Origin of the sequence: Maridesulfovibrio sp. FT414, assembly GCF_050916235.1 — a bacterium.
Lineage (GTDB): Bacteria > Desulfobacterota > Desulfovibrionia > Desulfovibrionales > Desulfovibrionaceae > Maridesulfovibrio.
Genome location: NZ_CP104854.1, coordinates 3437294 through 3462309, shown reverse-complemented (window position 1 = coordinate 3462309; position 25016 = coordinate 3437294). Strand labels below are relative to the sequence as shown.

Annotated in this window: 19 protein-coding genes and 3 tRNA genes; 10 read left to right on the top strand and 12 right to left on the bottom strand. The window is 51.0% G+C overall.

Annotation, left to right across the window (positions count from 1 at the left end; all coding sequences use genetic code 11):
- Nucleotides 1–6: 6 nt before the first annotated feature.
- From N7E73_RS15390 to lysS, 5 genes are all read right to left on the bottom strand, one after another.
- Nucleotides 7–537: an OmpH family outer membrane protein gene (locus tag N7E73_RS15390; protein WP_432735787.1), complete on the bottom strand. Its 531-nt coding sequence runs from the start codon at nt 535–537 to the stop codon at nt 7–9.
- Between the two features lie 100 nt (nt 538–637).
- Entirely contained in the window at nt 638–3352 is a 2715-nt protein-coding gene (gene bamA, locus N7E73_RS15385; protein WP_432735786.1) for an outer membrane protein assembly factor BamA, read from the bottom strand.
- Entirely contained in the window at nt 3339–4022 is a 684-nt protein-coding gene (locus N7E73_RS15380; RefSeq protein WP_432735785.1) for an ABC transporter ATP-binding protein, read from the bottom strand. The genes bamA and N7E73_RS15380 overlap by 14 nt, the downstream gene beginning before the upstream one ends.
- The gene (locus N7E73_RS15375; protein WP_432735784.1) at nt 4015–5244 is read right to left on the bottom strand and encodes a lipoprotein-releasing ABC transporter permease subunit; all 1230 of its coding nucleotides are present in this window, start codon (nt 5242–5244) and stop codon (nt 4015–4017) included. The genes N7E73_RS15380 and N7E73_RS15375 overlap by 8 nt, the downstream gene beginning before the upstream one ends.
- Entirely contained in the window at nt 5244–6764 is a 1521-nt protein-coding gene (gene lysS / locus N7E73_RS15370) for a lysine--tRNA ligase (protein ID WP_432738878.1), read from the bottom strand. Before lysS ends, N7E73_RS15375 begins: the two co-directional genes overlap by 1 nt.
- Nucleotides 6765–7035: 271 nt before the next feature.
- On the opposite strand from lysS, the gene N7E73_RS15365 reads away from it, so the two are divergent.
- Nucleotides 7036–7111, top strand: a tRNA-Asn gene (locus N7E73_RS15365).
- 364 nt (nt 7112–7475) lie between these two features.
- Nucleotides 7476–7551 (top strand) — tRNA-Asn (locus N7E73_RS15360).
- Nucleotides 7552–7628: 77 nt separating this feature from the next.
- Here the strand turns inward: N7E73_RS15360 and N7E73_RS15355 are convergent.
- Nucleotides 7629–8465, bottom strand: coding sequence for a substrate-binding periplasmic protein (locus tag N7E73_RS15355; RefSeq protein ID WP_432735783.1), 837 nt, complete (start codon nt 8463–8465; stop codon nt 7629–7631).
- Nucleotides 8466–8681: 216 nt separating this feature from the next.
- Here N7E73_RS15355 and N7E73_RS15350 point away from each other — a divergent pair.
- Both N7E73_RS15350 and N7E73_RS15345 read left to right on the top strand, forming a co-directional pair.
- Nucleotides 8682–8757: transfer RNA gene (locus N7E73_RS15350), tRNA-Asn, on the top strand.
- Between the two features lie 85 nt (nt 8758–8842).
- Nucleotides 8843–9259, top strand: coding sequence for a cereblon family protein (locus N7E73_RS15345; protein ID WP_432735782.1), 417 nt, complete (start codon nt 8843–8845; stop codon nt 9257–9259).
- Nucleotides 9260–9316: 57 nt separating this feature from the next.
- Here the strand turns inward: N7E73_RS15345 and pyk are convergent, their stop codons facing one another.
- Entirely contained in the window at nt 9317–10741 is a 1425-nt protein-coding gene (pyk, locus tag N7E73_RS15340; protein ID WP_432735780.1) for a pyruvate kinase, read from the bottom strand.
- A 253-nt stretch (nt 10742–10994) separates the two neighbouring features.
- Between pyk and N7E73_RS15335 the strand changes: the two genes are divergently transcribed.
- The 3 genes from N7E73_RS15335 (at nt 10995) to N7E73_RS15325 (ending at nt 14508) form a co-directional block, all read left to right on the top strand.
- Nucleotides 10995–11471 (top strand): OmpH family outer membrane protein, encoded by a 477-nt coding sequence (locus tag N7E73_RS15335; RefSeq protein WP_432735779.1) that lies wholly within the window; start codon nt 10995–10997, stop codon nt 11469–11471.
- A gap of 174 nt (nt 11472–11645) precedes the next feature.
- Nucleotides 11646–13304 carry a Na/Pi cotransporter family protein gene (locus tag N7E73_RS15330; RefSeq protein ID WP_432735778.1) on the top strand — a complete coding sequence of 553 codons (1659 nt, stop codon included), beginning with the start codon at nt 11646–11648 and terminating at the stop codon, nt 13302–13304.
- Nucleotides 13305–13320: 16 nt separating this feature from the next.
- Complete coding sequence (locus N7E73_RS15325; protein WP_432735777.1) at nt 13321–14508, top strand: hypothetical protein; 1188 nt, start codon at nt 13321–13323, stop codon at nt 14506–14508.
- Nucleotides 14509–14823: 315 nt separating this feature from the next.
- On the opposite strand, the gene N7E73_RS15320 is transcribed toward N7E73_RS15325, so the two are convergent.
- The 3 genes from N7E73_RS15320 to glnH all read right to left on the bottom strand — a co-directional run bounded on the left by N7E73_RS15320 (nt 14824) and on the right by glnH (nt 17055).
- Complete coding sequence (locus tag N7E73_RS15320; protein WP_432735776.1) at nt 14824–15555, bottom strand: amino acid ABC transporter ATP-binding protein; 732 nt, start codon at nt 15553–15555, stop codon at nt 14824–14826.
- A 4-nt stretch (nt 15556–15559) separates the two neighbouring features.
- Nucleotides 15560–16228: an amino acid ABC transporter permease gene (locus tag N7E73_RS15315; RefSeq protein WP_432735775.1), complete on the bottom strand. Its 669-nt coding sequence runs from the start codon at nt 16226–16228 to the stop codon at nt 15560–15562.
- Nucleotides 16229–16311: 83 nt separating this feature from the next.
- Nucleotides 16312–17055: a glutamine ABC transporter substrate-binding protein GlnH gene (gene glnH / locus N7E73_RS15310; protein WP_432735774.1), complete on the bottom strand. Its 744-nt coding sequence runs from the start codon at nt 17053–17055 to the stop codon at nt 16312–16314.
- A gap of 809 nt (nt 17056–17864) precedes the next feature.
- Here glnH and N7E73_RS15305 point away from each other — a divergent pair.
- The 3 genes from N7E73_RS15305 (at nt 17865) to N7E73_RS15295 (ending at nt 22581) form a co-directional block, all read left to right on the top strand.
- Nucleotides 17865–20051 carry a glutamine synthetase III gene (locus tag N7E73_RS15305; protein WP_432735773.1) on the top strand — a complete coding sequence of 729 codons (2187 nt, stop codon included), beginning with the start codon at nt 17865–17867 and terminating at the stop codon, nt 20049–20051.
- A 188-nt stretch (nt 20052–20239) separates the two neighbouring features.
- Complete coding sequence (locus N7E73_RS15300) at nt 20240–20779, top strand: hypothetical protein (protein WP_432735771.1); 540 nt, start codon at nt 20240–20242, stop codon at nt 20777–20779.
- Between the two features lie 269 nt (nt 20780–21048).
- The gene (locus N7E73_RS15295) at nt 21049–22581 is read left to right on the top strand and encodes a methyl-accepting chemotaxis protein (RefSeq protein WP_432735770.1); all 1533 of its coding nucleotides are present in this window, start codon (nt 21049–21051) and stop codon (nt 22579–22581) included.
- A 202-nt stretch (nt 22582–22783) separates the two neighbouring features.
- Here N7E73_RS15295 and N7E73_RS15290 read toward each other — a convergent pair whose 3' ends face one another.
- Together N7E73_RS15290 and N7E73_RS15285 are read right to left on the bottom strand one after the other, a co-directional pair.
- On the bottom strand, nt 22784–23011 hold the full coding sequence (locus N7E73_RS15290; protein WP_432735769.1) for a YgdI/YgdR family lipoprotein: 228 nt from the start codon (nt 23009–23011) through the stop codon (nt 22784–22786).
- A 188-nt stretch (nt 23012–23199) separates the two neighbouring features.
- Nucleotides 23200–24849 carry a glycosyltransferase gene (locus N7E73_RS15285; protein ID WP_432735768.1) on the bottom strand — a complete coding sequence of 550 codons (1650 nt, stop codon included), beginning with the start codon at nt 24847–24849 and terminating at the stop codon, nt 23200–23202.
- Nucleotides 24850–25016: the final 167 nt, after the last annotated feature.

Sequence of the window (25016 nt, the reverse complement as noted above, 5' to 3'; positions counted from 1 at the left end):
AAACGCCTACTTCTTGCCTGCTCTGAATTCACGGTTCAGTTCAAGCAGAACTTCGTTGGTAACATCCATTGAGTCGTCAACATACAGGAATCCGGAGGAACCCTTGTCATAAAGAGCGGCATAACCGTTCTTCTTGCCGTACTCGGTTACAACCTTCTTGATCATTTCAAAGAGGGGCTCGCTGAGCTTTCTTTCTTCAAGCTGAACCTTGCGCTGGGTAGCCTGAGCCAGGTCCTGATAGTCACGATATTTGCGCTTCAGCTCGAGTTCTTTATCCTGTTTTGCCTCAAGGGACAGAACAAGGTTCTGCTTCTGCAGTGCTGCTTTCAGTTCTTCAAGCTCCTTCTGCTTACCTTTGAGCTGCTCGGTAACAGCATCGACTTTTTTCTTGAGCTTGCCCTGAATGTCCTGTCCTGCTTCGGAATCCTGCATCAGTTTAGCCATAGAAATAACGCCTATTTTCTGGGGACCGGCGGCAAAAGCCTGGGCCTGAAAAGCAAGAACCAGAACCAATACTGCAAAAAGAATTCTACGCATTTAAATAACTCCTTTCTTTCCTTGCGGATATATTCAGTCGAAAAGGCATGCCGGTAAGTACCGACATGCCCTGTTTAACATCGTTTCCAGTCAAATTCTACTAGAAGAACTGTCCCATTGAGAATTCGATCTTATGTCGGCTGCTGTCCTTCAGCTTGTCGAGACCGTAACCGTATTCAACCCTGATCGGTCCCATGGGCGAGAACCAGCGTATACCGGCACCGATACTCTTGTACAGACCGAGCATCAGGTCCTGTCCGTCTTCCTGCTTGGTGTCGTAGAAGAAGTTCTCTCCGTCGTTCCAGGCGTTACCCATATCGTAGAAGGCCACACCGACGAGGCCGAATTCTTCGTTGATGGGGAACAGCAGTTCGAAGTTCATGTAAAGCATCTTGTTACCACCGATACGGTCATCGGAGGAAGTGTCACGCGGTGAGATCATCCTGCTGGAGTAACCGCGGACGTTGTTGATGCCGCCGAGGTAAAATCTTTCAAAGGAAGGGATATCCCCGCCGCCGAAGTTATCGTGAATGAAGCCGAGACTACCTTTCCAGTGGAAGACCAGATCCCAGAATACGGGGGTAAAGTAGTTGGAATCATAGGTATACTTTACAAAGGAGTCGTCACCGAGCAGTATGCCGCCGCCCATTTCCACGGTGAATTCGTTCAAGGTACCGGTGGACGGGTTGAAAGCCTTGTTGGTGGTATCTCGCTTCAGTGTTCCTGAAACAACACTCGACCAGTTGGGCCCTTCCATCTTCTTGATGTCGTTGGCAGCATTAGCGGCAACGTCGGTAACGTTATAGTGCTCCAGACGGTAGCTGGTCAGGAAGTTGGTGTACTCACCCAGCGGATACCCGGCAGAAACAACACCACCGATGGTTTCCTTGTCGTAATCGTCGTAGTCTTCGTTACGCCAGTAGGTACCGAAACCTCCGCCCCAGCGGGAGTCGTTGAGACGCGGGTTGTAGAAATCAAGTCCGTAACTGATGTTCTTGGAGCTCCATCCGCCGTTGAGGCTGAAGTTCCAGCCGCGACCGAACAGGTTGCGCTCGGTGATCTTTGCGGAAACGAACACACCGTCGGAGGTGGAGTACCCGATACCGCCGCTGACCATACCGGTGTTTTTATCTTTTACCTTGACCTTGAGGTCCATTTCACTGGGGTCCCCGGTAGGTACGGGTTCAATGTCAACCTCGCTGAAGTAATCCAGCTTGTTTAGGCGTACGATGGACCGCTGAAGTTTGGAGCCGCTGAACTGGTCGCCGTCTGCAAGACGCATTTCACGCAGAATTACGTTGTTGCGGGTCTTGGAGTTTCCTTCGATGACAACCCTGCGGATATGGACTTTCTGACGTTTGCTCATCACAAAGGTGATGGCCACAGTCTTGTTCTCCATATCCTGATCCATCTGGATATTGGCTTCGGCATAGGCATAGCCGTAGTTGGAATAGAAGTCGGACAGGGCCTTCATATCTTCACGCAGAACGGATCTGTCGAGATACTCGGCTCCGTCGGCCATATCGTCAGCTGCAATCAGCTCACGCAGTCTGGCCTGCTTGACGATGAGATCTCCCCGGAATGCCACTGAGCCGACCTTGTAGCGGTCGCCTTCGGAGACCTTGAAGGTAACGTAGATACCGTCATCCTTGATCTCTACCTCCGGCTCACCAACCTTGGCTTCAATGAAGCCGCGGTTTCCGTAATAGGCCAGAATTGCAGCGGCATCGCGCTCAAGAAGTTCTTCCTTGAGTACGCCGGTCTTGGTGAACCAGGAGAGCCAGCCGCGCTCGGTAAGGGCAAGCTGGGCCTTGATCTCGTCGGGATCAAGCTGCTTTGCGCCTTCAATGTTGATGCCTTCGATATAAAGCTTGTTGCCTTCCTCAATATTCAGGTTCAAGCGGGCCTGCGGGCCTTCGCCCTCAACTTTGTAGTCGATCTTGGCCTTGTAGTACCCTTCCTTGCGGTACATTTCGCGCAGGGTATTCAGGTCGTCAGAAAGGACTTTGGGGTTGAGGACAGCACCTTTCTTGGTGTTGACCGCAGCCAGAATATCCTCGGAATCAATAGCGTCCGCGCCGAGGACAGTGATAGCCTGAATACGCGGTTTCTCTTTCACATCGAAAATTATCTTCTTGCCGCCGGGCACATCGGTCACGTTGACCTTTACGTCGTCGAAATAGCCGAGTGCGTAGATGTTCTTGAGGTCGGCGTTGATTTTGGAGGGGGTATAGATGTCTCCGGTCTTGATGCCGGTACGCATGAGGATGACGTCTTTATCAAGCACTCGCGTGCCGCGGACTTCCACCGCTGCAATCTTGTCCTGACTCAGAAGTTCCAGTTTGACTTTGGAAACCAGTTCGTCAACAGCAGGCAGAAGGTTGATCAGCCCTTTATTGGAGACGAAAAGCGGAACGGCCTGTTTCAGGCCGAAAGCTTCAACAAGGCGGACATCCAGACTCAGGTCCTCGCCGATCTGGCTGAAACTGCCGTAGAGCGAATATCCAGCTCCGGCCAGCAGAGCCATATCCTTGGCGGCCTGCAGGTTCAGGTACTCAAAGCCCTGCTCGTCCACAAGCTGCATTACCCGGTCCTGACCCACAACGCGGAATCCAGCTTCGCGCAGCCTGTCGGAGATAAGGGTGGGCAGGCTTTCCTTTAGATACTGGGCGTCTGCATCAGCGTTCACCTCAAAGGGAAGAACCGCAATGACAATGCCCGAGGCTTCCTGGGCCTGGGCCCTTGCGGTCCCGGAATTGAAGATGAAGGCAAGAGTCGCCGCAATCAGTAAAAGCAGAAATCTAGTTCTGGGCATACAGTTCTCCGGAACGCAGCTCAAGCCGGCGGTTCATCATGCCGGCCAACTCAATATTGTGGGTCACAATAACAAGCGTCATTCCAAGCTCTTCATTAAGGGAAGCCAGCATTTCGCCGACCATCATCCCTGTTTTCTCGTCCAGGTTTCCGGTTGGTTCGTCAGCAAGCAGTACTTTAGGCTTGAGCAGTACGGCACGCGCAATGGCTGCCCTCTGCCTTTCACCGCCGGACAGGGTCGTCACCCTGTGCTCCAGCCTGTTTGCAAGCCCAACCAGTTCCAGGGCTTCTCGGGCCATGTCAGAGGCTTCCCTCTGACCGATCCCTGCCATCATGGCAGGAAGAGCGACATTCTCCAGAGTGGTAAACTCCGGGAGAAGATGATGAAACTGAAAAACGAAACCGATTTCCCTGTTCCTTACTTCGGCCCGTTTCTCCGGTGTCATTCCGTTGATATTCATTCCGGCAAAATTGACTGTCCCGCTTGAGACGGTATCAAGAGTGCCTAAAATATGCAGCAGCGTGGTCTTGCCCGAACCGGATGATCCCATGATGGCCAGCGCCTCGCCGGAATCAATCTCAAGATCGACATGATCCAGAACACGCACAGTTTCGGTAGGTCCCTCGTACTCCTTGACGACGTCCCTGAGCTCATAAAGAACTTTACTCATATCTCAATGCCTGTGCAGGTTCCAGACGAGCCGCCTGCTTTGCCGGATACAGGGTAGCCAGAAAGCAGAGCGAAAACGCCGCAACACCAATTATTACAAGATCAAGCCAGTCCATCCGTATGGGAAGGTAATCCACCGGATAAACGTTGCTGGGCAGCTTGATGAACTGATATTTCTTAAGCAGGAGCGCAACCGGTACCCCGATGAGGTAGCCGATCGAGGTCCCGATCAGTCCGATCAGGGTGCCCTGAAGCATGAAAATTCTTCTTATGCTGCCTGAGGTGGCTCCCATGGACATCAGCACTGCAATATCCCTGGTCTTCTGCATTACCAGCATTACCAGGGTGGTGATGATGCTGAAAGAACCGACCATGACGATCATCGCAAGGATGATGAACATGGCTGTTTTCTCCAGCTTCAGGGCAGCGAACAGGTTGGCGTTCATTTCCTGCCAGTTCCTGATCTGCACCGGATAGCCGGCGAGCTTCTGCTCAAGCACTTTATCTATCTTATCAACTGCATATACGTCTGCGAGACGAATTTCAAGACCGGAAACGAAATCCCTCTTGAAACCAAGCAGTTTCTGAGCCGCACTGTTGCTGATGTAAGCAAGTGAGGAGTCATACTCGAACATGCCGGTGCGGAAGATTCCTCCGACCTTAAACACCCGAACTTTCGGGGTAAATCCGGCTGCAGTGCGTGTTCCTGATGGGGAAAGCAGGTTGACCGTATCCCCTATGACCAGTCCCAGACGCTGTGCGAGCTGTGTTCCTATAACTATTTCAGGCAGTTTACTATCTTTTCCGAGACAGTCAACACTCCCGGAGACCATATCACCCGGCAGACTGAGCACTCCCTTGGCAGTATGGGAATCAACCCCGCGCAGAACCACGCCCTTGACCCCGCCACTGGTGGAAAGCATCACCTCAGAATAGATAAAGGGCGTTACTCCTGTAACGCCCGGTATCTGCTCGATTATCTGGGTCATGTGGTGATAATTGTCCAGGGTTCCGTCGTAAGCGCTGACAATGACATGTGCGTTAACGCCCAGAATCTTGTCCCTGAGATCGGTTGAAAAACCGTTCATCACGCCGATGACCACAATCAGGGCCGCAACCCCGATTGCCACGCCGCAGACTGCGAAAAGAGAAATCACCGAGATAAAGGAATTCTTTCTCAGGGTGAACAGGTAGCGCAGTGCGACGAAGAGTTCAAACTTCATTAACTACTGCTTCCGGCTGCTTCGGTTCTGAGGAGCGGGAACAGGATGACCTCCCTGATGGAGGGACTGTCGGTCAGGAGCATGACCAGACGGTCAATGCCTATACCCTGTCCAGCCGCCGGGGGCATGCCGTATTCAAGGGCGCGGACATAGTCCTCGTCCATGAAGTGGGCTTCATCGTCACCGGCCTCTTTTTCCGCGACCTGTTCCATGAAACGCACACGCTGGTCAACGGGATCGTTGAGCTCGGAGAATGCGTTGGCCAGTTCACGGCCGTAAATGAACAGCTCGAAACGGTCAGTAATATCGGGATTCTCTTCATTTCTTCTGGAAAGAGGAGAAATATCAGTCGGGTAATGATAGATGAAGTGCGGCTGGATCAGCTTGGGCTCAACCAGCAGGTCGAACAGCTTGGACTGCAGCTTGCCGAGCTTTTCGCCTTCTACTGCCTTTTCACCGAGCTTTTTAACCAGTTCCTTACACTTATCGTAATCATTATAAATTTCAGGAGAAACCTCACCGATTGTCTCAAGGGACTCATGGAAGGCCACGCGGTGCCATGCACCGGGGGTCAAATCAATGCGTTCGCCCTGATATTCGATGACAGTATCGCCGTTGACTTCCCTGCAGACGGAGGAAACCATTTCTTCGGTAAGATCCATGAGATCATGAAAGTTGGCATAAGCCCAGTAGAACTCAAGCATGGTGAATTCAGGGTTGTGCCTGATGGATATACCTTCGTTACGGAAGTTACGGTTGATTTCGTAGACCTTCTCAAATCCGCCGACCAGCAGACGCTTCAGGTAGAGCTCCGGCGCAATGCGCAGATAGAGCTGCATATCCAGCGCGTTGTGGTGGGTGATGAAAGGTTTGGCCGCCGCGCCGCCGGGAATGGGCTGCATCATGGGAGTTTCCACTTCCATGAACCCTTTGCTGTCGAGATAATTGCGGATAGCGCGGACAATGCGGGTACGCTTCTGGAAGATCTCACGGGCGCGCGGAGTAACGATAAGGTCAACATAACGCTGGCGGTATCTGGTCTCCACGTCTTTAAGTCCGTGATATTTCTCGGGAAGCGGACGCATGGATTTAGTAATCAGGTCAACCTTGTCCGCTTTGAGAGTCAACTCGTCAGTCTTGGTTCTGAAGAGTTCGCCCTCAACTCCGACAATGTCACCGATGTCGAATTTCTTAAAAATGCTGTAGAGGTCTGCACCGATTTCGTCACGGGCAACATAGACCTGAATCCTGCCGGTAGGGTCCTGAAGATGAAAGAATGCGACCTTACCGAAGGAGCGGTGGGTGATAACCCTGCCCGCGAGTTTGAATTTTTTGCCAAGAGCTTCGAGCTCTTCGCCTCCGAGAGAGTCGTAATTGTCCCATACTTCTGAGACATCTGTATCTTTACTGAAGTTGTTGGGATAGAGCTGCACGCCTTCATCAAGAAGTCCGCAGGCTTTCTCCACGCGATTCTTCAGAACCTGATTGAGTTCGTTCTGAGCTTGCAGAGCCTCAAGCATGGGCATAAAGGTTGCCACGTGCTCTGATTTGGTTGCGAGCTTGATTTGCTTATTCTTGCCGCTCAAGTTATTAATTCTCCATAACCGAATAAAGTCTAGATAATTACAAGATCCGTTGATTGCCTAAGCTAATTACCCTGTGTCGTCAAGAAAGTACATATCTTAAAGGCCGGATCAGTAATTTTAATTTTTTTCAAAAAAAGATTTGACTTCTGCACTTCAAATCCGTACAAACCTTTTCGTTGCAGCGCAATAGTGCGGCACACATTATTCCTCGGTGGCTCAATCGGCAGAGCGGGTGACTGTTAATCACTAGGTTGGGGGTTCAAGTCCCTCCCGGGGAGCCAGATAGTTCAAAGGCTGCTTTCATCAGAAAGCAGCCTTCTCCTTTTGTGGTGCGCCGATTTTCGGGAAGTCTGATTTTCCCTTCAACGGCCAAGTGAGCGGATCCAGTCTAATTTCAGAAAACCGTAAAGACAGTCTGCTCCACCAACCGGCAACGATTTCAGAGCCCAAAGTCACCGAGTCTTCCTACCCCATCATTAATATATAGGCAAAAGAGCCCTTATCTTCTCATCCGATTTCCGCCTGTCTTCAAAAAAACACAACTATTAAAAAAAGTTGCATTAATTTCCAGATAACGTTTGACAACCGGACAACAAATCCGTAGAAACCATCTTCGTTGCAGCGCAATAGCGCAGCACACAATATTCCTCGGTGGCTCAATCGGCAGAGCGGGTGACTGTTAATCACTAGGTTGGGGGTTCAAGTCCCTCCCGGGGAGCCAGGTAAATCAAAGGTTGCTTTCAAATGAAAGCAGCCTTTTTCTTTGTGTAAACAGCAACATAAATATTTCGCCCCCTTCTACTTAACCCGCGAAACCATTCCCGTAAGATTCCTTAACGGCTCCGGGACTACGTCTTCAGGAACTCTGCCCTTACCGTAGTAACGCTCAAGGATGGAATAATACGTCCCGTTGCGGACTATTTCATTCAACCCTTCAACAAACCCTTTCTTCAACACCCGCTTCTCTTTCCTGAAAATCATTGAGAGGGGCATCTTCAACAACGACTTAGGGACAAAAGCGAATTCAGCTACCCGTTGCGGAAACAATTCCGTGATCAGATATTCTCCTGTCACCCTGAACGCCACGGCAAAATCAAACCTGTCGGCATCAAGTTTAAGGAAATTCAACGTAATGTTTCTGGTAAGGTCGGTCGTTAATCCGGCTTCATCAAGGGTGCGCTGACTGCTGCTGCCCCTGACATTGCCAAACCGGAACTCTTTCAGATCATCCAGATTGCTGAAATTCATGCCATCAGGAAAATGTTTTACCTTATAAAAAGCCACAAAACTCAGATTGACCAGATCAATGCAATCAACATCAGCCTCATCCCCGCTTTCCCGGAACCACTGCATTGCCCCTATGCAGGCCTCACTGACATGATTATTAATGGACCAGACATTACGCGACATGGGCAGCAGTTCGTATTCAGCCTCCAGCCCGACAGCATTGAACGATTCAGTCACAATGTCCCGCAACATCCCCTCGCCGAATCCGGGAACATTATTATCAAATGTCAGCGGAGGATACATTACCGAAACAATTTTGACCGGGGCTGAAGCATATGCATTCGAATGCAGCAGGATTACCAGAATGAAGGTCAGACAGATCCGTGGAATCAACATTACCAGCTCCATGAAAACCTCCGAACGTAAACAAGAGCACAGAACTGCCAATTTAATAGCATCAGTCCATCTATGAGTATAGCTTTTTCAAACCCGCCTTATAAGCTGAGACGGAAATATGCCTTGCAACTGAAAACAGCAATTAAACTTCAGATAATGTTTGACAAGTTCACCGCAAATCCGTAAAAAAATCTTCGTTGCAGCGGGAAACCGAACAACACACCACATTCCTCGGTGGCTCAATCGGCAGAGCGGGTGACTGTTAATCACTAGGTTGGGGGTTCAAGTCCCTCCCGGGGAGCCAGATAGATCAAAGGCTGTTTTCAAATGAAAGCAGCCTTTTTCTTTGGGCTATGGAATTCTCTTTCATTTGGATGTATGGTTATTCCATGGAAAATCCAATCTACCCAATCAGCCTGCTGAAAACGGCCCCGCCCCCACCTTCAGGGGATCTTGATGCCAAAGACGAATCCGCTCTGGACGACGCTCCCGGCAAGAAGAAAATAGTCTGCCGGGAATGCGGGTTCAAAATATGCGATGCGTCCTTTGCCATCCGGGTGAACGGCAGCCATGAACATTCTTTCTTCAATCCGCACGGTTACGTTTTCGAGCTGCGTTGTTTCTCCTCAGCGCCTGGCTGCATGACAGCCAGCCCGCCATCATCTGAATTCAGCTGGTTTGCCGGGCACACATGGCAGATTGGGGCCTGCGCCCTGTGCAGTGCCCATCTGGGCTGGAAATTCCAGTCAGGAGCCTCAACTTTCTACGGGCTTATCAAGAACAGCATTCAGGAAACCGATTCATAAAAAAACTCCCGGATCCGTCAGGGTCCGGGAGTTTCTGTTTTCATATTCGAAAAAGAATTACTTGTAGTAAAGCTTAACTTCGTTTGTCTGCGGTGCGGTCTGGCCGGGGGTAGGCTGGCCGGAAACCAGGATATAGCCCCTGCCTCTGGGAAATCCCTTGTTGCCTTCAAGGAAGGCTACCAGACGATCCCTGTGGCTGGGCAGCGAAGAATCGGTCATGACCGGAATCACTCCCCAGAAGAAGTTCAGGTACGCAGGCACACTCTGGTCCGGAGTCAGGCAGTACACAGGCTGCGCAGGTCTGCGGCTGCACACCAGTCTTGCGGAAGCGCCGCTGGTGGAGTGACAGAGAATAGCCGGGCTGTCGATGTTTTCGGCCAGCAGACATGCGGAGTAGCTCAGGTACTTGACCGGGTTTACACCTTCATTTGCCGGTTTGTAGGGCCCTTTGATACGCTCAAGATAGTAGGGCTCGGTTCCCTCGGCGATTTCGCGGATGTAACCGACGGCCTCGGCAGGATAGTTACCGATGGCGGTTTCTTCGGAAAGCATGCAGCAGTCGGCGCCATCCATGATTGCGTTGGCCACGTCGTTGGCTTCCGCACGGGTCGGGATGGGGTTCTTGACCATGGAAAGCATCATCTGGGTGGCAACGATAACCGGCTTCTGGGCATGGCGTGCGGCCCTGATGAGCTTTTTCTGGATTACGGGCACAGTGGAGAGCTTGCACTCAAGGCCGAGGTCACCGCGGGCAACCATGATGCCGTCCGCCACAGCGAGGATGGATTCGATATTGTCCACAGCATTCTGGCGTTCAATCTTGGCTATGATGGGCAGCCATACTCCACGCTTCTGCATGGCGGCACGCACATCTTCAACGTCCTGCGCAGTCTGTACGAAAGACATGGCAATCGCGTCTACGCCGATGTCGATGCAGCCGTCCAGATCAACCTTGTCCTTTTCGGTGAAAGCAGGCAGAGCGATATGCTTGCCGGGGAAAGTGATGCCTTTGCGGGAGGAAAGAATACCGGCATTCTGGGACTGCATCTTGTAAAGACGGTCCTTGGACATGGTTTCGGTAACAATGAAGGTGAGCATGCCGTCGCTGAGCGAAACTTCCATGCCGTCTTCAAGACCAAGCAGCAGTTCCGGCTGGTCCAGAGGGATAAAGGGAAGTCCGGTTGCCTTATCAGCTTCCTCGGGAAGTCCGAGGCAGACATCGGAATATGCATCGATCTCATGAGGTGCACCGGCAACTTCACCGACCCTGATTTTGGGACCGCAAAGGTCACCCATAACGGTCAGGGGAATTGAAAGCTCTTCTTCCACCTGACGGATCAGGGCGATAACCGGACGGAAGCTGGCTGCGTCCGAATGTGAAAAATTAAGGCGGAGGATTCTTACTCCGTTTTTAACCATTCTAGTAATGGTTTCGGCATTGGCGGAAGCCGGTCCAAGAGTGGCAACTACTTTGGTTCTCATTGTTTTTTTCCTCAAGGTTGTTTAATTGAGCAGATTTCCCTCTTCCCTGATATTCCCAATAACCATACAGCTGACCTGACTGTAAAATGTTCGTTTCCGAAAATCACTCTAACCTAATTTTCGGAAATGTCCATATCCTTTAAATTGGGGTTTTCTATTTCTTGCCAACAGGCCGCATTTTGTTTTACAGAATTTTTTTGCCTGTTTATAGATAGTAACCCAAATAAATAATTTAAACACACGGAGACTATTAATGTTCAACAAAACAATCAGGTTCACACTTCTTATTGTGCTGGCCGCATTTATTGCAGGTTGTCAGCAGCAGGCATCTTCCGGAGCAAAAATCGGCTTCGTAGATACTAACAGGGTTTTCAAAGAGTGCAAGGCCGGAGCAGAGGGTATGGAATATCTGCAGACCGCCGGTAAGGAATTCCAGGACAAGTTCTCTGAAATGCAGAAAACCATGGCCGGAAACCAGACTGAAGAGAATACCCGCAAATTCCAGGAAGCACTGGGCGAATACCAGACCAAGATGGGTGCCGAGCAGAACAGAATCATCGAAGCCCTGCAGAACGGTTTCACCAAGGCTGTTGACGAGTACCGCACTGCAAACGGCTATTCCGCCATTCTTTCAGTGGAAACCGCTGTCAGCTACGACAAAGCCGCTGATATCAGCGACAAGATCGTTGAAGCCATGAACAAAATGGACATCAAGATCAAGCCCGAATAATCACCCGGACAAGATTCTGTATCTTCAATCCCCCTTGCCTGCGGCGAGGGGGATTTTTTAATATCGTCCGGATTTTAACAGCCGTTTCCAACCTTTCCCTTGATTTTTACCCCGGCACAGGGAATTATCAGGATAAATATTCCCTTAAATTTCAACACACAGAAACGGACTGACATGCACTTCGATATTTTTGCGTCCCTTTTCGGGGGGCTTGGACTGTTCCTAATCGGCATGCGGCTGATGACAACCGGGCTTAAGCAGGCTGCTGGAAACTCATTGAAAAGAATTCTCGGCGAATGGACCAAGACTCCTGCGCGCGGGCTTTTCTCCGGCTTTATGATCACCGCCCTGGTCCAGTCGTCAAGTGCGGTCACTGTTGCGGTGATCGGATTCGTAAACGCGGGTCTCATCACCCTCGCCCAGTCCATAGGCATAATCTACGGAAGCAACATAGGAACCACAGTCACCGGCTGGATTGTGGCCGCAGTAGGCTTCAGCGTGAACATGAAAAACTTTGCGCTGCCCATGGTCGCACTGGGATCACTGCTCCGGCTGACCGGCGGTAATTCCCGGCGTGCCTTCCTCGGAGACTCCTTTGCCGGTTTCGGCCTTTTCCTCATGGGCATATCCACCCTGCAGACGGCCTTCAAGGGCATCGAATCCACCCTCGACCTGTCTGCCTTTGCAAGCATGGGGACCATATCCATCCCTGTTTTCATCGGGATCGGGCTAATACTGACCCTGCTAATGCAGAGTTCCAGTGCAGCCATGGCGCTGGTGCTGACCGCCACAGTAAGCGGCCTTCTGGATGTAACCCAGGGCGCGGCAGCGGTAATCGGGACCAACATCGGCACAACCTCCACTGCGGCACTGGCGGTGATCGGAGCCACGGTAAACGCCAAGAAAGTCGCCACCGGACACATCATATTCAACATAATCACAGCACTGGCCGCCCTGCTGCTGCTTCCGATCATCATCAAGGGAATCCAGTTCTCCCTGCAGGCGGCCGGGGCTCCCGTGGAACCGGCCGTTGTTCTGGCCATGTTCCACACTATTTTCAACATACTTGGGGTCATCATTCTATGGCCCTTCACCGACAGGCTGGTTTCATTCATCGATTCCCGGTTCTCCACCACCATCAGCGACAAGGGCCGCCCACGCTATCTGGACAGCAACGTAGTGGGAACACCCGCGCTGGCCATTGAGGCTCTTACCCTTGAAATGCGGCGTATCGGGGAACTGACCCGTACAATCGTACGCAACGGCCTGCACTCGAGTTTCAACTACGGAGCCTTTGCAGAAGACAAGGAAGCTCAGGACAGCCTCATCGAAGCATCACGCGCATTCTGCATTAAACTTCAGGCAGTCCCCCTATCCACGTCACAGGCGGCCCAGATCGCTACGGCTTTGCGCGTGCTTCAATATTTTCGCACTGCCGGAGCCCTTTCCGAGTCGCTGGACAGGAAAAATCTAAGACCGAACAGGTCAGCCCTTGGAGACGATGCGGATATGATCACCGTTTTCATAAATTCCTGTATCGGAGTCCTGAATATTGCCGAAAATCCATGCTCTGAGGAGTTCTGTCAAATCGACAACATGATCAATGACATGTTATCAGCTTATCACGACCTGAAGGCGAGGCTGCTTACGGCAGGAGGTTCCGGGGAACTCCCGGTACCGGAAATGGTGGAACAGCTGGAGCTTTATTCCAAAATGAGACGCATCACCAGACAGGCCGCCAAAGGTGCAGTATACCTTGCGGCAGTGAACCCGGCTTCGGGGATATGCTGCCCGACCAACTCAATAAAATTTGCCTGGAACCGCCACTGGTAGAACCACGGAGCTGTAAATGAAAAAGTTTAAAATCCCCGTACTGATTTTTGCAGCGGTATTTGTCATATCCGCTGCTGCCCTGCTCTATTTCATAAAAAAAGACATCGGCGGACAGCCGGATACGGAAGTTGCCCCCCCTGCATGGGTGCATGAAAACGGTTCCAGCGGCAAACAACCCATATCCGGAAAAATCGTAAAATCCGGCGATCAGCTGACAAAACCCGCCCAGACCGCTCAGGGCAACAACAGCCTGCCTGCAACGACTGAGACCCCGCAGGCTGCAGGCCAGCCCGCTGCCGAGGAGAAAACCAGTGAGCCCGGTACCAACCAGACAACTCCGGGAGAAGAGTCCAAAGGCCCGATCGTCAAAACACTGGAAGAAATCAGGGCAACCATCGTTACCGAAGTCTTCATGGACAGCCTCGCAGCCTATATTGCCGACAGCTACCAGCCAGCAGGATCACTGCCGCACAATCCGGCAAAAGGATTCAGCACTGCCAGCTTCAAAGGCATAAACACCCATTTCGGACTCAACCTGCGCGGGTTGATGCCTGAAGCGCAATCGCTCGACACAGCACGCCAGAACATCTGGGCCGAAGTGCTCTCACCGGGAACCCTTGCACGCCTGTATGAAACAGACAGCAAAACCCTGCTCGACCTGGTAGAAGAAAAGGGGATAATCGCCGAACGCAAGTTCGTTGAGGGAGCAACATTCGAACTGCGCGAGCTGACCACGGCACAGCGGGCCGAAATGTTCCGCGCAAGCGCACTGCCGTTGCGCCACGCAGCAGCAGTACTGACCGCTATTGCCGAGAACCGGGATCTGCTGCAGGCCCTTGACGGATACTTCAAGGCTGAAAAACGGGTTGACATCGCCAATGGAGTTTTTCAGGCCGACCTGAGCCAGTCCCAGAATTCCAACTCGGTCAATGCCCGAAATAAAGCCGCTCATTCCGGTCAGGTGCTCAAAGACGCAATTACCGTGCGCGAAAAAATCAAAGTCGGCGTGACTGAAAAGATCAAAGCGTTCTGTTCCGGGCCGTGCGACAGTCCCAACGATTTATTCTACATCGCAAAGTGGGTTTTCAGGCGCACAAAAGATAATGAAAAAAGAATCGAATCAATACTCGCAGGATGCAAACTGCTTAATGACCTGGCCGTGCAAATGGAAAAACGCGCGGATCTTGTTGAACAGGCCATGTAATTGGTGAGGCCTCCGGAGGCCTTGCGAGGCTGGTAACGAGATGAAAAACAGGCAGAAACCCGCAACTATTTTTTACAGTTTCAGCTCAAAAACACAGAGCTAAAATCCATAAAACAAACATAAATTCAGACCATAACTGATCTTAAATCATAAAATAAAATCAAAATAACTCGACTGTTAAACATCCTCAAAAACAAAATCCCCTGCGACCAGTAAAGATCGTTGGGGATTTTGTTTTAAAAAGCAGGTTTACCGAGCTATAGGCGAAGCCACGCTAAAAAAGTTTCTCTGGCCCCCGGAGGGACACCGGAGGCATCAGATATGCGACACGACTTTGCCGAGAAAGTCTTTAAGACGCGGATTCTTGGGATTGGCGAACACTTCAGCGGGAACGCCCTCTTCCTGTATAATCCCCTGATCGATGAAGATAAGCCTGTCTGCGACTTCCTTTGCAAAGCCCATTTCGTGGGTTACGACAACCATGGTCATGCCTTCACGGGCAAGCTGCTGCATTACTTCGAGCACTTCACCAACGAGCTCGGGGTCGAGCGCGGAAGTAGGTTCGTCGAAAAGGATAACCTTGGGTTGGAGCGCCAGAGAACGGGCGATTGCGACACGCTGCTTCTGCCCGCCGGAAAGCTGATCCGGGTAGTTGTGGGCCTTATCTTTAAGGCCGACTTTCTCCAGCAGCTTGAGTCCGAGCGCATCGGCATCGGAACGGGACATGTTACGGACCTTTACTGGGCCGAGAGTCACGTTCTCAATGATGGACATGTGCGGGAACAGGTTGAACTGCTGGAAGACCATTCCGGCTTCGGCGCGGACTCCGTTGATGTTGGTCTTCGGGTCCATGATGTCGTGCCCATCCACGGTGATGGTTCCGGAAGTGGGAACTTCGAGCTTGTTGATACAGCGCAGCACTGTGGATTTACCGGACCCGGAAGGCCCGATGATACAGACCACCTCGCCGGACTTGACGTGCAGGTCGATGCCCTTGATTACTTCAAGCTGCCCGAAACTTTTATGCAGGTTCTTGATATGGATCACGTTATTACCTCCGGGCGGTGTTGAGCTTGTTTTCTACCATGCGCATGGCGTAGGAAATTGAGAGAGTCATGGCCAGATATACAAAAGCGACGGCCAGGTAGACTTCGAATGCGCGGAAGTTGACGGAGGTAATCTCCTGCCCGGTCCTCATCAGCTCACCTACGCCGATAACCATAAGCAGCGATGTATCCTTGAGGCTGATGATGAACTGGTTTCCAAGGGGCGGAATCATGCGTTTGAAAGCCTGGGGCCAGACTATGTAGCGCATGGTCTGGGCACGGGTCAGGCCGATTGAACGCCCGGCTTCTACCTGTCCGGGGTTGATGGACTGGACTGCTCCACGCACGATTTCAGCAATATAGGCACCTGAGTTGACAGCGATGATAATGATACCGGCAGTGATGGGGGGAATTCGCATACCAATGGCCATGGGAACACCGTAGTAGAGGAACATGGCCTGAACGAGCATGGGCGTGCCCCTGATGGCTTCAACATAAACCCCGGCAATCTTGCGAACAAAAAATGAGCGGGCAAGCTTCATGAGCCCGGCCGAACTACCGAGCACAAACCCGAACAACAAACCGCCGATGGTGATTTCAACGGTAAGCTTCAGCCCACGCACCAGCATGGGGAAAGTTTCCCAGAACACCGTATAGTCAAATTCAAATGCCATCACGACCCCTGTCTTAGAAAAATAGTCAGGGCGACACATGGTGCCGCCCTGTTGTTAACTTCGATTAACTCTTGATATTAAGCTTATTTAGGCTCGCTACCAAACCACTTGATGTAGAGTTCGCGGTACTTGCCTTCGTCACGCAGTTCTTTGAGCGCGCCGTTGACCTTTGCAACGAGATCGCTGCCCTTGGGGAAAGCGATGCCGTACTGCTGGCCGTTGTAAAGAGGACCTACGACTTTAACCTGACCCTTTCCGGCCTTGCGCATGAAGTCGCCGATAACGGGGGAATCAAAGATAACCGCATCAGCACCGCCGGTCATGAGCTCCATGAACATTGCGTCGCTGTTGGGGTACAGTTTAACTTCTTTGGGGTCTGCGGTTTTAGCGAATTCAGCGGAAGTTGTGTTCAGCTTGGTGGCAATGATCTTGCCTTTAAGGTCTTCAATACCGTTCACAGAATTATCGCTGTCCTTAACGAGGATCAGCAGACCGGAATTATAGTAACCGTCAGAGAAATCAACAACCTTTGCACGTTCAGGCTTGATGGTGATACCGGCGATACCAACGTCAAGCTGGTTGGACTGGAGACCGGGAATGATGCCGTTGAAGTCCATGGGCTGCAGGTCATACTCGAGGCCGATCTTGCCGGCGATTGCTTCCCAGAGTTCAACGTCAAAGCCGGTGTGTTTACCGGTTTTGGGATCCTTGAATTCAAAAGGAGGGAAGCTGGTGTCACAGGCAACGGTGAGTTTACCGGCAAAAGCAGATCCGACCATGGCCGCAGTGATCATTGCAGCAACAACGAGTGTCAGCAGTTTTTTCATGAGTCCTCCAGACTACATCAGTATTTTTAAATATTATTCCTCACGGCAGGAGCCATGAAGATTGACCGCTCAACTGGGAAAATAATCGATCAATTATTAACAGAACCTAAAATATTTAGCAGTTTTTTCTTCACATTTCAATATTTCAGACTTTTAGAAACGCGATTATTAATGCCGCCAACTCCGTAATACTTGTTAACAGATGGATAATACGAGTGTTTTTCTCAAACATATTTTACAAATAAACACCGCAAAACACACCATTAGAGAAACAATAACTGTCGAATTGTTACATAAGTATTTCGGCAATAGCAAAACATACCCGCAGACTTAACTGAGAGTGACAGGCTGTATTCGACGACAACGACTCAATCGAAAAAGAAATCGGGAAGAAAGTTTTTTCCCGATGACAAGGTGTATATATTAATGTATACTTAGCCTCGTTGATAGTAGCGCAGGACTTAAGGCTCCTGCCGCAAATTAACATTTTTGTAGCACTTTATAGAGATCAGAACACTGCCATTTCCAATTTTTACCACACAATTGTAATAAAAACCACTTCACCTAAACCACACACTCTGCTCTTTTACATTAATGTCATAAAATCTGCGAGCCTACACTTTTGTTTCTACATTTTTGTAAGCCAGCGCGCAAAACCCGGACTACATCAGTAGGTTAAGGCGCTGTTTTTTATGAACATACTAACTTAGGCACACCAGATGCTTATGTCGATTCAGGTTTGTTGAGCCCTTAATTCTCCGCAGCAACGGAGATCACCAAATAAAACAGATTCAAGGAGTTTTTTCACCATGAGTTCAAACCTCTCCCGCCAGGGTGCAATCGCTGCTGTTACCAACTACACTGCACCTGCAGCTTCCTTCAGCTTTGCCGACACCAAGCCTACCGAACTCTTCGGCTGCAATGTCTTCAACGACAAAGTGATGAAGGAAAGACTTCCTAAGGCCGTATATAAATCCCTTAAGAAAACCATTGAAGAAGGTGCTGCAATCGATCCCTCCATCGCCGATACCGTTGCTAACGCAATGAAAGAATGGGCAATGGAAAAGGGCGCAACCCATTACACCCACGTTTTCTATCCCCTGACCGGTCTTACTGCAGAAAAGCACGACAGCTTCATCTCCCCCGACGGTAAAGGCAACTGCATCGCAGAATTCGAAGGCAAGCTGCTCATTCAGGGCGAGCCCGATGCATCCAGCTTCCCCAACGGCGGACTTCGCGCAACCTTCGAAGCTCGTGGCTACACCGCATGGGACGTAACCAGCCCCGCATACATCCTTGAAAACCCCAACGGAAAGTTCCTGTGCATCCCCACCGCATTCATCTCCTGGAAAGGTGAGGCTCTCGACAAGAAGACCCCTCTGCTCAGAGCTGGTCAGGCTGTCAACAAATCCGCACAGCGCATCCTGAAAATTTTCGGTGACAAATCCGGCAACCGCGTTGTTTCCAACGCCGGTCCCGAGCAGGAATACTTCCTCATCGACCGCAACTTCTTCTTTGCCCGTCCCGACCTGATGATGTCCGGCAGAACCCTTTTCGGCGCAAAACCCGCTAAGGGCCAGGAATTCGACGACCACTACTTCGGTGCAGTTCCCCGCCGCGTACTCTCCTTCATGATGGATGTTGAGCACGAACTCTACAAGCTCGGCGTTCCGGTCAAGACCCGTCACAACGAAGTTGCTCCCGGCCAGTTCGAAATCGCACCTGTTTACGAACAGTCCAACATCGCAACCGACCACAACCAGATGGTCATGACCACCCTCAAGAGCGTAGCCAAGAGACACGGCATGACCTGTCTGCTGCACGAAAAACCTTTCGCAGGAATCAACGGTTCCGGTAAGCACCTCAACTACTCCCTGAGCTGCAACGGACACGGTTCCCTGTTCGATCCGGGCGACAATCCCCATGAGAACGCACAGTTCCTCATCTTCTGCGCCGCAGTAATCCGCTCCGTACACAAGTACAGCAAGCTCCTGCGTGCAGTTGTTGCAACCGCTTCCAACGACCACCGCCTCGGTGCCAACGAAGCTCCCCCGGCTATCATGTCCATTTACCTTGGCGCACAGCTTTCTGAAATCTTCAACAAGATTCAGGAAGGCGGTTCCCCCACCCCCACCTCCACCGGATTCCTCAAAGCCGGTGTAGACACCCTGCCTCCGCTGCCCAGAGATGCCGGTGACCGTAACCGCACCAGCCCCTTCGCCTTCACCGGCAACCGCTTCGAATTCCGCGCAGTTGGCTCCAACGCCTCCATCGCCGGTCCTCAGGTTGCTCTGAACTCCATGCTTGCAGAATCCCTCGATTACATCGCAGACGAACTGGAAGCCTTCATGGGCGGAGACAATTCCAAGCTCAACGACGCAGTAAACAAAGTCATTAAAGACATCATGGACAAACACGGCCTGGTAGTCTTCAACGGCGACGGTTACTCCTCCGAGTGGCACAAGGAAGCCGAAGAAGTTCGCGGCCTCCCCAACCTGCGCACTTCCGCAGATGCAATTCCCGAAATTTCCTCTCCGGAAGTTATCGAGCTGTTCACCAAGTACAGCGTATTCACCGAGGAAGAGCTCCACAGCCGTACCGAAATCTATCTTGAACAGTACAACCAGACCATCGTTACCGAAGCAGCTCTGGTTGCCAAACTGACCAAGACCCACATCCTGCCCGGTGCAATCCGTTACCAGAAGGAACTGGCTGAAACCTGTGCTGCAATGAAAGAAATCGGCATGGAATTCACCACCGGAATCCTTGAAGATGTAACCGCAAAACTGCGCGGCCTGCAGACCTCCAACATCGCCCTTGAAAAAATCATGGCTGAAAAGCCCTCCGGCGATGCTGCTGTAGAAGCAAGATACCTCTGCGACAAAGCACTGCCCGCAATGCTTGAAGTACGCAAATACGCCGACCAGCTCGAAGTAGTTGTTGCAGACGACCTCTGGAGCCTGCCCAGCTACTCAGAAATGCTCTTCATCAAATAAGAGTTCCCATACATATCCCATCCCGAAAGGCCCTGCTCATCTGAGCGGGGCCTTTCACTTTTCATTCAGCGCAGCAACCTGCTGCATGATTATCTTTCTGCAATACATAAAATTTACATGGACAAATTCAATTTGTTCAATGTATGCAGTTTAATTGATACATGTAATAAAACGATATGGAGAGTTATATGCTTAAACAGATTCTTGCTTCCCTGTGTATGATCCTTGCCCTTGCAGTTGCGGCTCAAGCGTCCGCTCCGCTCACGTCCTCTCAGGTGGAAAGGGTCATGGCCGCCCTTGAAGAACTTGAAACCTACACCGACCAGATGGATGAAGAACGCGAGCAGTCCGGAGAGCTTGAGGCTGACTCCCTCGATCCTGAAATGTTCAGCAACGAATGTACCCTTATTTACGAGTACAGCGCAGAAACAAAGAAGATTATCGAAAAGCACGGCTTCAACGAGAAGACCTGGCCCGAGACAGCCGGAAGGGTAATGAAGGCACTGGCTTACCTTGCAGTACAGGCTGACAGTGAAATTGGAGCCGCGGAAATGAAAGAAGCCCTTGCACAGATTGATTCCGATCCGAGCATGAGCCAGGAACAGAAAAAAGCAATGAAGCAGCAGATACAGGCGGCCATGAGTGCAGCAGAAGCCATGATGAAAGCCCCGGCAGCGGACTTAAAAGTTGTCCGGCCATTTTTTGAAAAATTCACTTCAGAAAAATAAATAAGAGGGAGGTTGCCCGACCTCCCCATTTTTTCTCCGACCTTCAAGTTTACGAGTCGTTATGACACACATGTAAACATCTAAATTTTAATGATAAAAAAATAAACCACACTAAAAACAGACTTAAGGTGTCAATTTGACTCAAGTTATTGAGCTGAAGTGGAATCCATAAATGCATAACCATTTGAATTTATGAACTAAAACAATATGGCATTAAACATGCTGTATACCTGTTCATCAAAATTACCAGAAACACCAGGGGGTTATTCATGACAGGTCGCCTTTACGCCAGCATCGCAATCATTGCAGCCCTACTCCTAGCAAGCCTGTACTTCATCCATGAACCTGCGGCCAGAATCATCGTATGTATTTCGGTCTTTGCCATCATTCTCATGGCTTACATGGTTCACCGGAAAATAATCTCCCCGCTAAAAGTTCTTACCAGCGAAGTTGTTCGCATTGCAGGCGGCGACTACGCCCCGGTCCCCCACCACGATTATATGTCCGAACTTGGTCTTCTGGCCGCTGAAATAGAAATTCTCAACAACATCCTGAACGAAAGGGTCGGCATGAGTGAGTCGATGCTTTCAAACATCATGACTCCCATGGTTGTAGTCAACCCGGACGGCACCATTCGCTGGCTGAACGACAGCATTGTGCGCCTGATTGAACTTGATGTGCCTAACACCCAATATATCGGGAAAGATTTTTCGACCTTCTTCTACGGCGAGAAGCGGGAAACCGTCTCGGAAAAATGCCTTGCAACCCGCGAAAAGCAATATGTGAAGACACAGGTTGACGGACGCAAGGGAACAACCAAATACATATCCATCGCTTCTTCACCTATATTCGATTCTCGCGGAAACCTGCTTGGCGGATTCACCACCATCATGGATTTCACGAACATCAAGCTCAAGGAAGACTTCATCACCGCCCAGAAGGAGAAAATCGCCAGAGGGGTCATGGACGCAAGCAAGATTTCCGAGCAGCTGGCAGGGACATCCGAAGAAATCAGTTCCGAGGTACGCAATTCAAGCACAGGTATCCATGACCAGCGCGCCAGAACCGAAGAGGTTGCGACTGCCATGGAAGAGATGAATGCATCCATCCTTGAAGTTTCGCGCAGCTCCAGCGATGCAGCACGCATGGCCCGCCAGACGCAGGATACAGCCAAGGACGGTTCCGGGCTGGTTGAGAACGTCATCGGCGTAATGCAGGAAGTAAACTCCAAGGCCGGCAACCTGAAGGGAGAAATGAGTACACTTGAAACCCACAGCAACGGCATCAACACCATAATGCAGGTCATTTCAGATATTGCGGATCAGACCAACCTTCTGGCCCTGAACGCCGCAATCGAAGCGGCCCGCGCAGGTGAGGCAGGCCGCGGCTTCTCGGTTGTTGCTGATGAAATCCGCAAGCTGGCCGAAAAAACAATGCTCGCAACCAAGGAAGTAGGCGAATACATCGGGGCCATCCAATCCAGCTCACGCAAGAGCACCAGCGCCACCGAGGATACCCTGAACAGTATCGCCAGAGCGACTGAACTCTGCAACGAGGCCGGTGATGCATTGAAGCAGATTCTTGAAATTTCGCACCAGACCGCAAGTCAGGTGGAAGGAATCGCCACCGCCGCAGAGGAACAGTCCGCTGCAAGCGAAGAAGTCACCCTTGCCATTGATTCCGTAAACAGGATCGCTCAGCAGACTTCCGAATCAATGAACATGGTTGCCAGCGCGGTATCCGATCTGGCTTTACTGGCTACCGAGCTGGATGAATTCATGAACACCATGCAGGAACAATAGAATTGATACATGGGGAGCTTCGCCGCCTTGAACAACAAATAGGCATAAATATTTTCAGCCTGCTATAACAAAGCACACGGTTTAATAACTCAAATGCAACATAGAACATAACGGCCGCAATATCTGTCATGATATTGCGGCCGTTATGCATGCTGTTCATTTGTTTTTTCCTGACCGGAGAAAACAGGGTCATACAGGATGATTATTTCTGATTCTCGCGAATTTCCTGTACATCCTCACGCTTGATGGTCATCTCTTCGCCATCAAGGTTCTCAAAGGTATACGTGTTGGAATCCTTTGAAAATTCAGGTTCACCTACACTGACCACGGTCGAACCGTCGGTTTTGGTGATTGTATGGTGCTTGCTGCCGCACCCGGCAACAACCATCAACAGAGAACAAAATACTGCGGCGACAAATAATTTTTTCATACCAGGCTCCTTTTGAAATTTGATACACGATAGCAGACTATCCGCACTATAACAATGAGCTTGGCAAAAAGTCAGAGCCGATGGCTTCACATATCAATCCGCCAACCCGGTCCGCAGTGACTGGAAATTATCAGACAGGCACAGACATCAGGCCAGCGCAACTCCTTACCTCGGAACCGGACCGGAATCTACCCTACGTCCTTGATCACCAGCCCCAGTTTCAGTGATTTCTCGGTAAAGTCGTCTTCCAGCCTGTGCATGTCCCGCTCAATGATGGCTGAAATTTCTGCAGCCGAATACTTGGATTCAAGCTTGAGAACATTTCCGGCCCCGCTGCCTCTTGCAGCCCTGCTGCTGACAGCTGCCGAACCGGACTTACGCTTATGCAGCACCTTCAGATTTCCCTGATATACGGCTGTCTTCCCAGCTGAGGCCAGCATGAAATCATGGTCCACGTCATCATACTGGGTGGGGGCGTAGCGCAGATCGAAATTCCCGCTCTCCGCAAGTACCGACCTGCGGAAAAGATGGAAACAGCCGGTCACAGAAACGCATGGGCGGCAGAAATCAAACTGCCCGTAATCAAGATCCTGATTATACGGGTCCAGATAGGCGAACTCGAAACTACGCACCTTGTCCTCAAAATCTGGAGGAGTCTCGCGCAGATGCAGGTCTGCGTGCTGAATAACTTCCTGCTGACCGTCGTTGACCACCTTGCAGCCCCAGACCCCGGCATCCGGATAGGCCTCCACCGCCGCGCTGAAATGCTCCTGCCAGTCCGCAGGAACCACCGCGTCGTCATCAAGATAGGCCACAAAGTCGAAACGCTGAATTTCTGTCAGGTTCTTAAGCCAGTTACGCGCCGCAGGCGCACCGATATTTATGGGCAGTTCCACAGGGGTAAATTTATCCCCAAGCTTGTCCTGCCATGTCCTCATGACCTGTGCAGTATTGTCCCTGCTGCCGTTATCCAGAGCAAAGATATGCACGTTATCGAGAGGAGAATCCGCCAGATGTTTCATTGTTTCATTGAAATCAGCGGCCTTGTTGTACGTGTAGAGGCATACCGCAACCCTGCCGGGCAGAAGATCACCCGCAGGTTTCAAAATTCGGTCATAGGCCTTGAACCAGGTGTTGACCTGCCACGGGCGGGCGGTCATGCGATCCCGCCAGAGCACAATGGCCTCCTCACGCCTGCCCTGCCGGTCAAGGGCCTCGGCAAGGCGCAGCAGGTTTTCTCCGGGAATGAGCGCACCTTCGGAAGTATCGGAATAAATGGATTCGGCCTGTTCGTAGTCCCCGGAACAGAAAGCTATGTCCCCGGCATATTTGTTCAGCACCGGATTCATGGCTGAAGGCCAGTCACGGGCAAGGGCAGCACTGGCAACTTCATGGCGGCTGAGGAAAAACGCCAGATCAAGCAGATGCGAAAGCCAGAAAAGATTTTCAGGATGCCGTTCCGTCTGCTGCGACAGGTAATCAAGCAGCTTGTCCTTATCATCACGGCTGAGCAGCCTTTGCAGGTAGCCGAGATTTTCGGGAATTGAGCTGTTTGAAGCGACCAGAGAGAGAGTCCGCACCAGCCTTTCGGGCAGGAATTCAAGCTGCCGGTTTATGGCCAGCAGGTTTGAGGACAGTTGCCCGTCCAGCGGGCTGGCTTCCCATGCCGCAAGGAACATATCCACGCCCACATCAATAAGCGCGCCCTTGTCCCGGCTGCCTTCCGCACTGTTGATTATCCGGTTGGCCGTCTCCAGCAGATGAGGTTTACCATGACCGGAAACAAGAAGCCTGTAGCGTGAAGGGGCATCCAGAAGTGCCCAGAATGAACCTGTCATAATTTCTCCCAATCTGGCATATTGTTCGTAAAAGTATAAAATCAAATCGGAAATCTGTTCTGACAACCAAACTCATTCATTTCATATGCTCAATGATATTTCAGCACTTGAATGAATCCAGAGCCACATCAGGCTGACTTTCAACAAAGACCAACTTGTCCATAGCA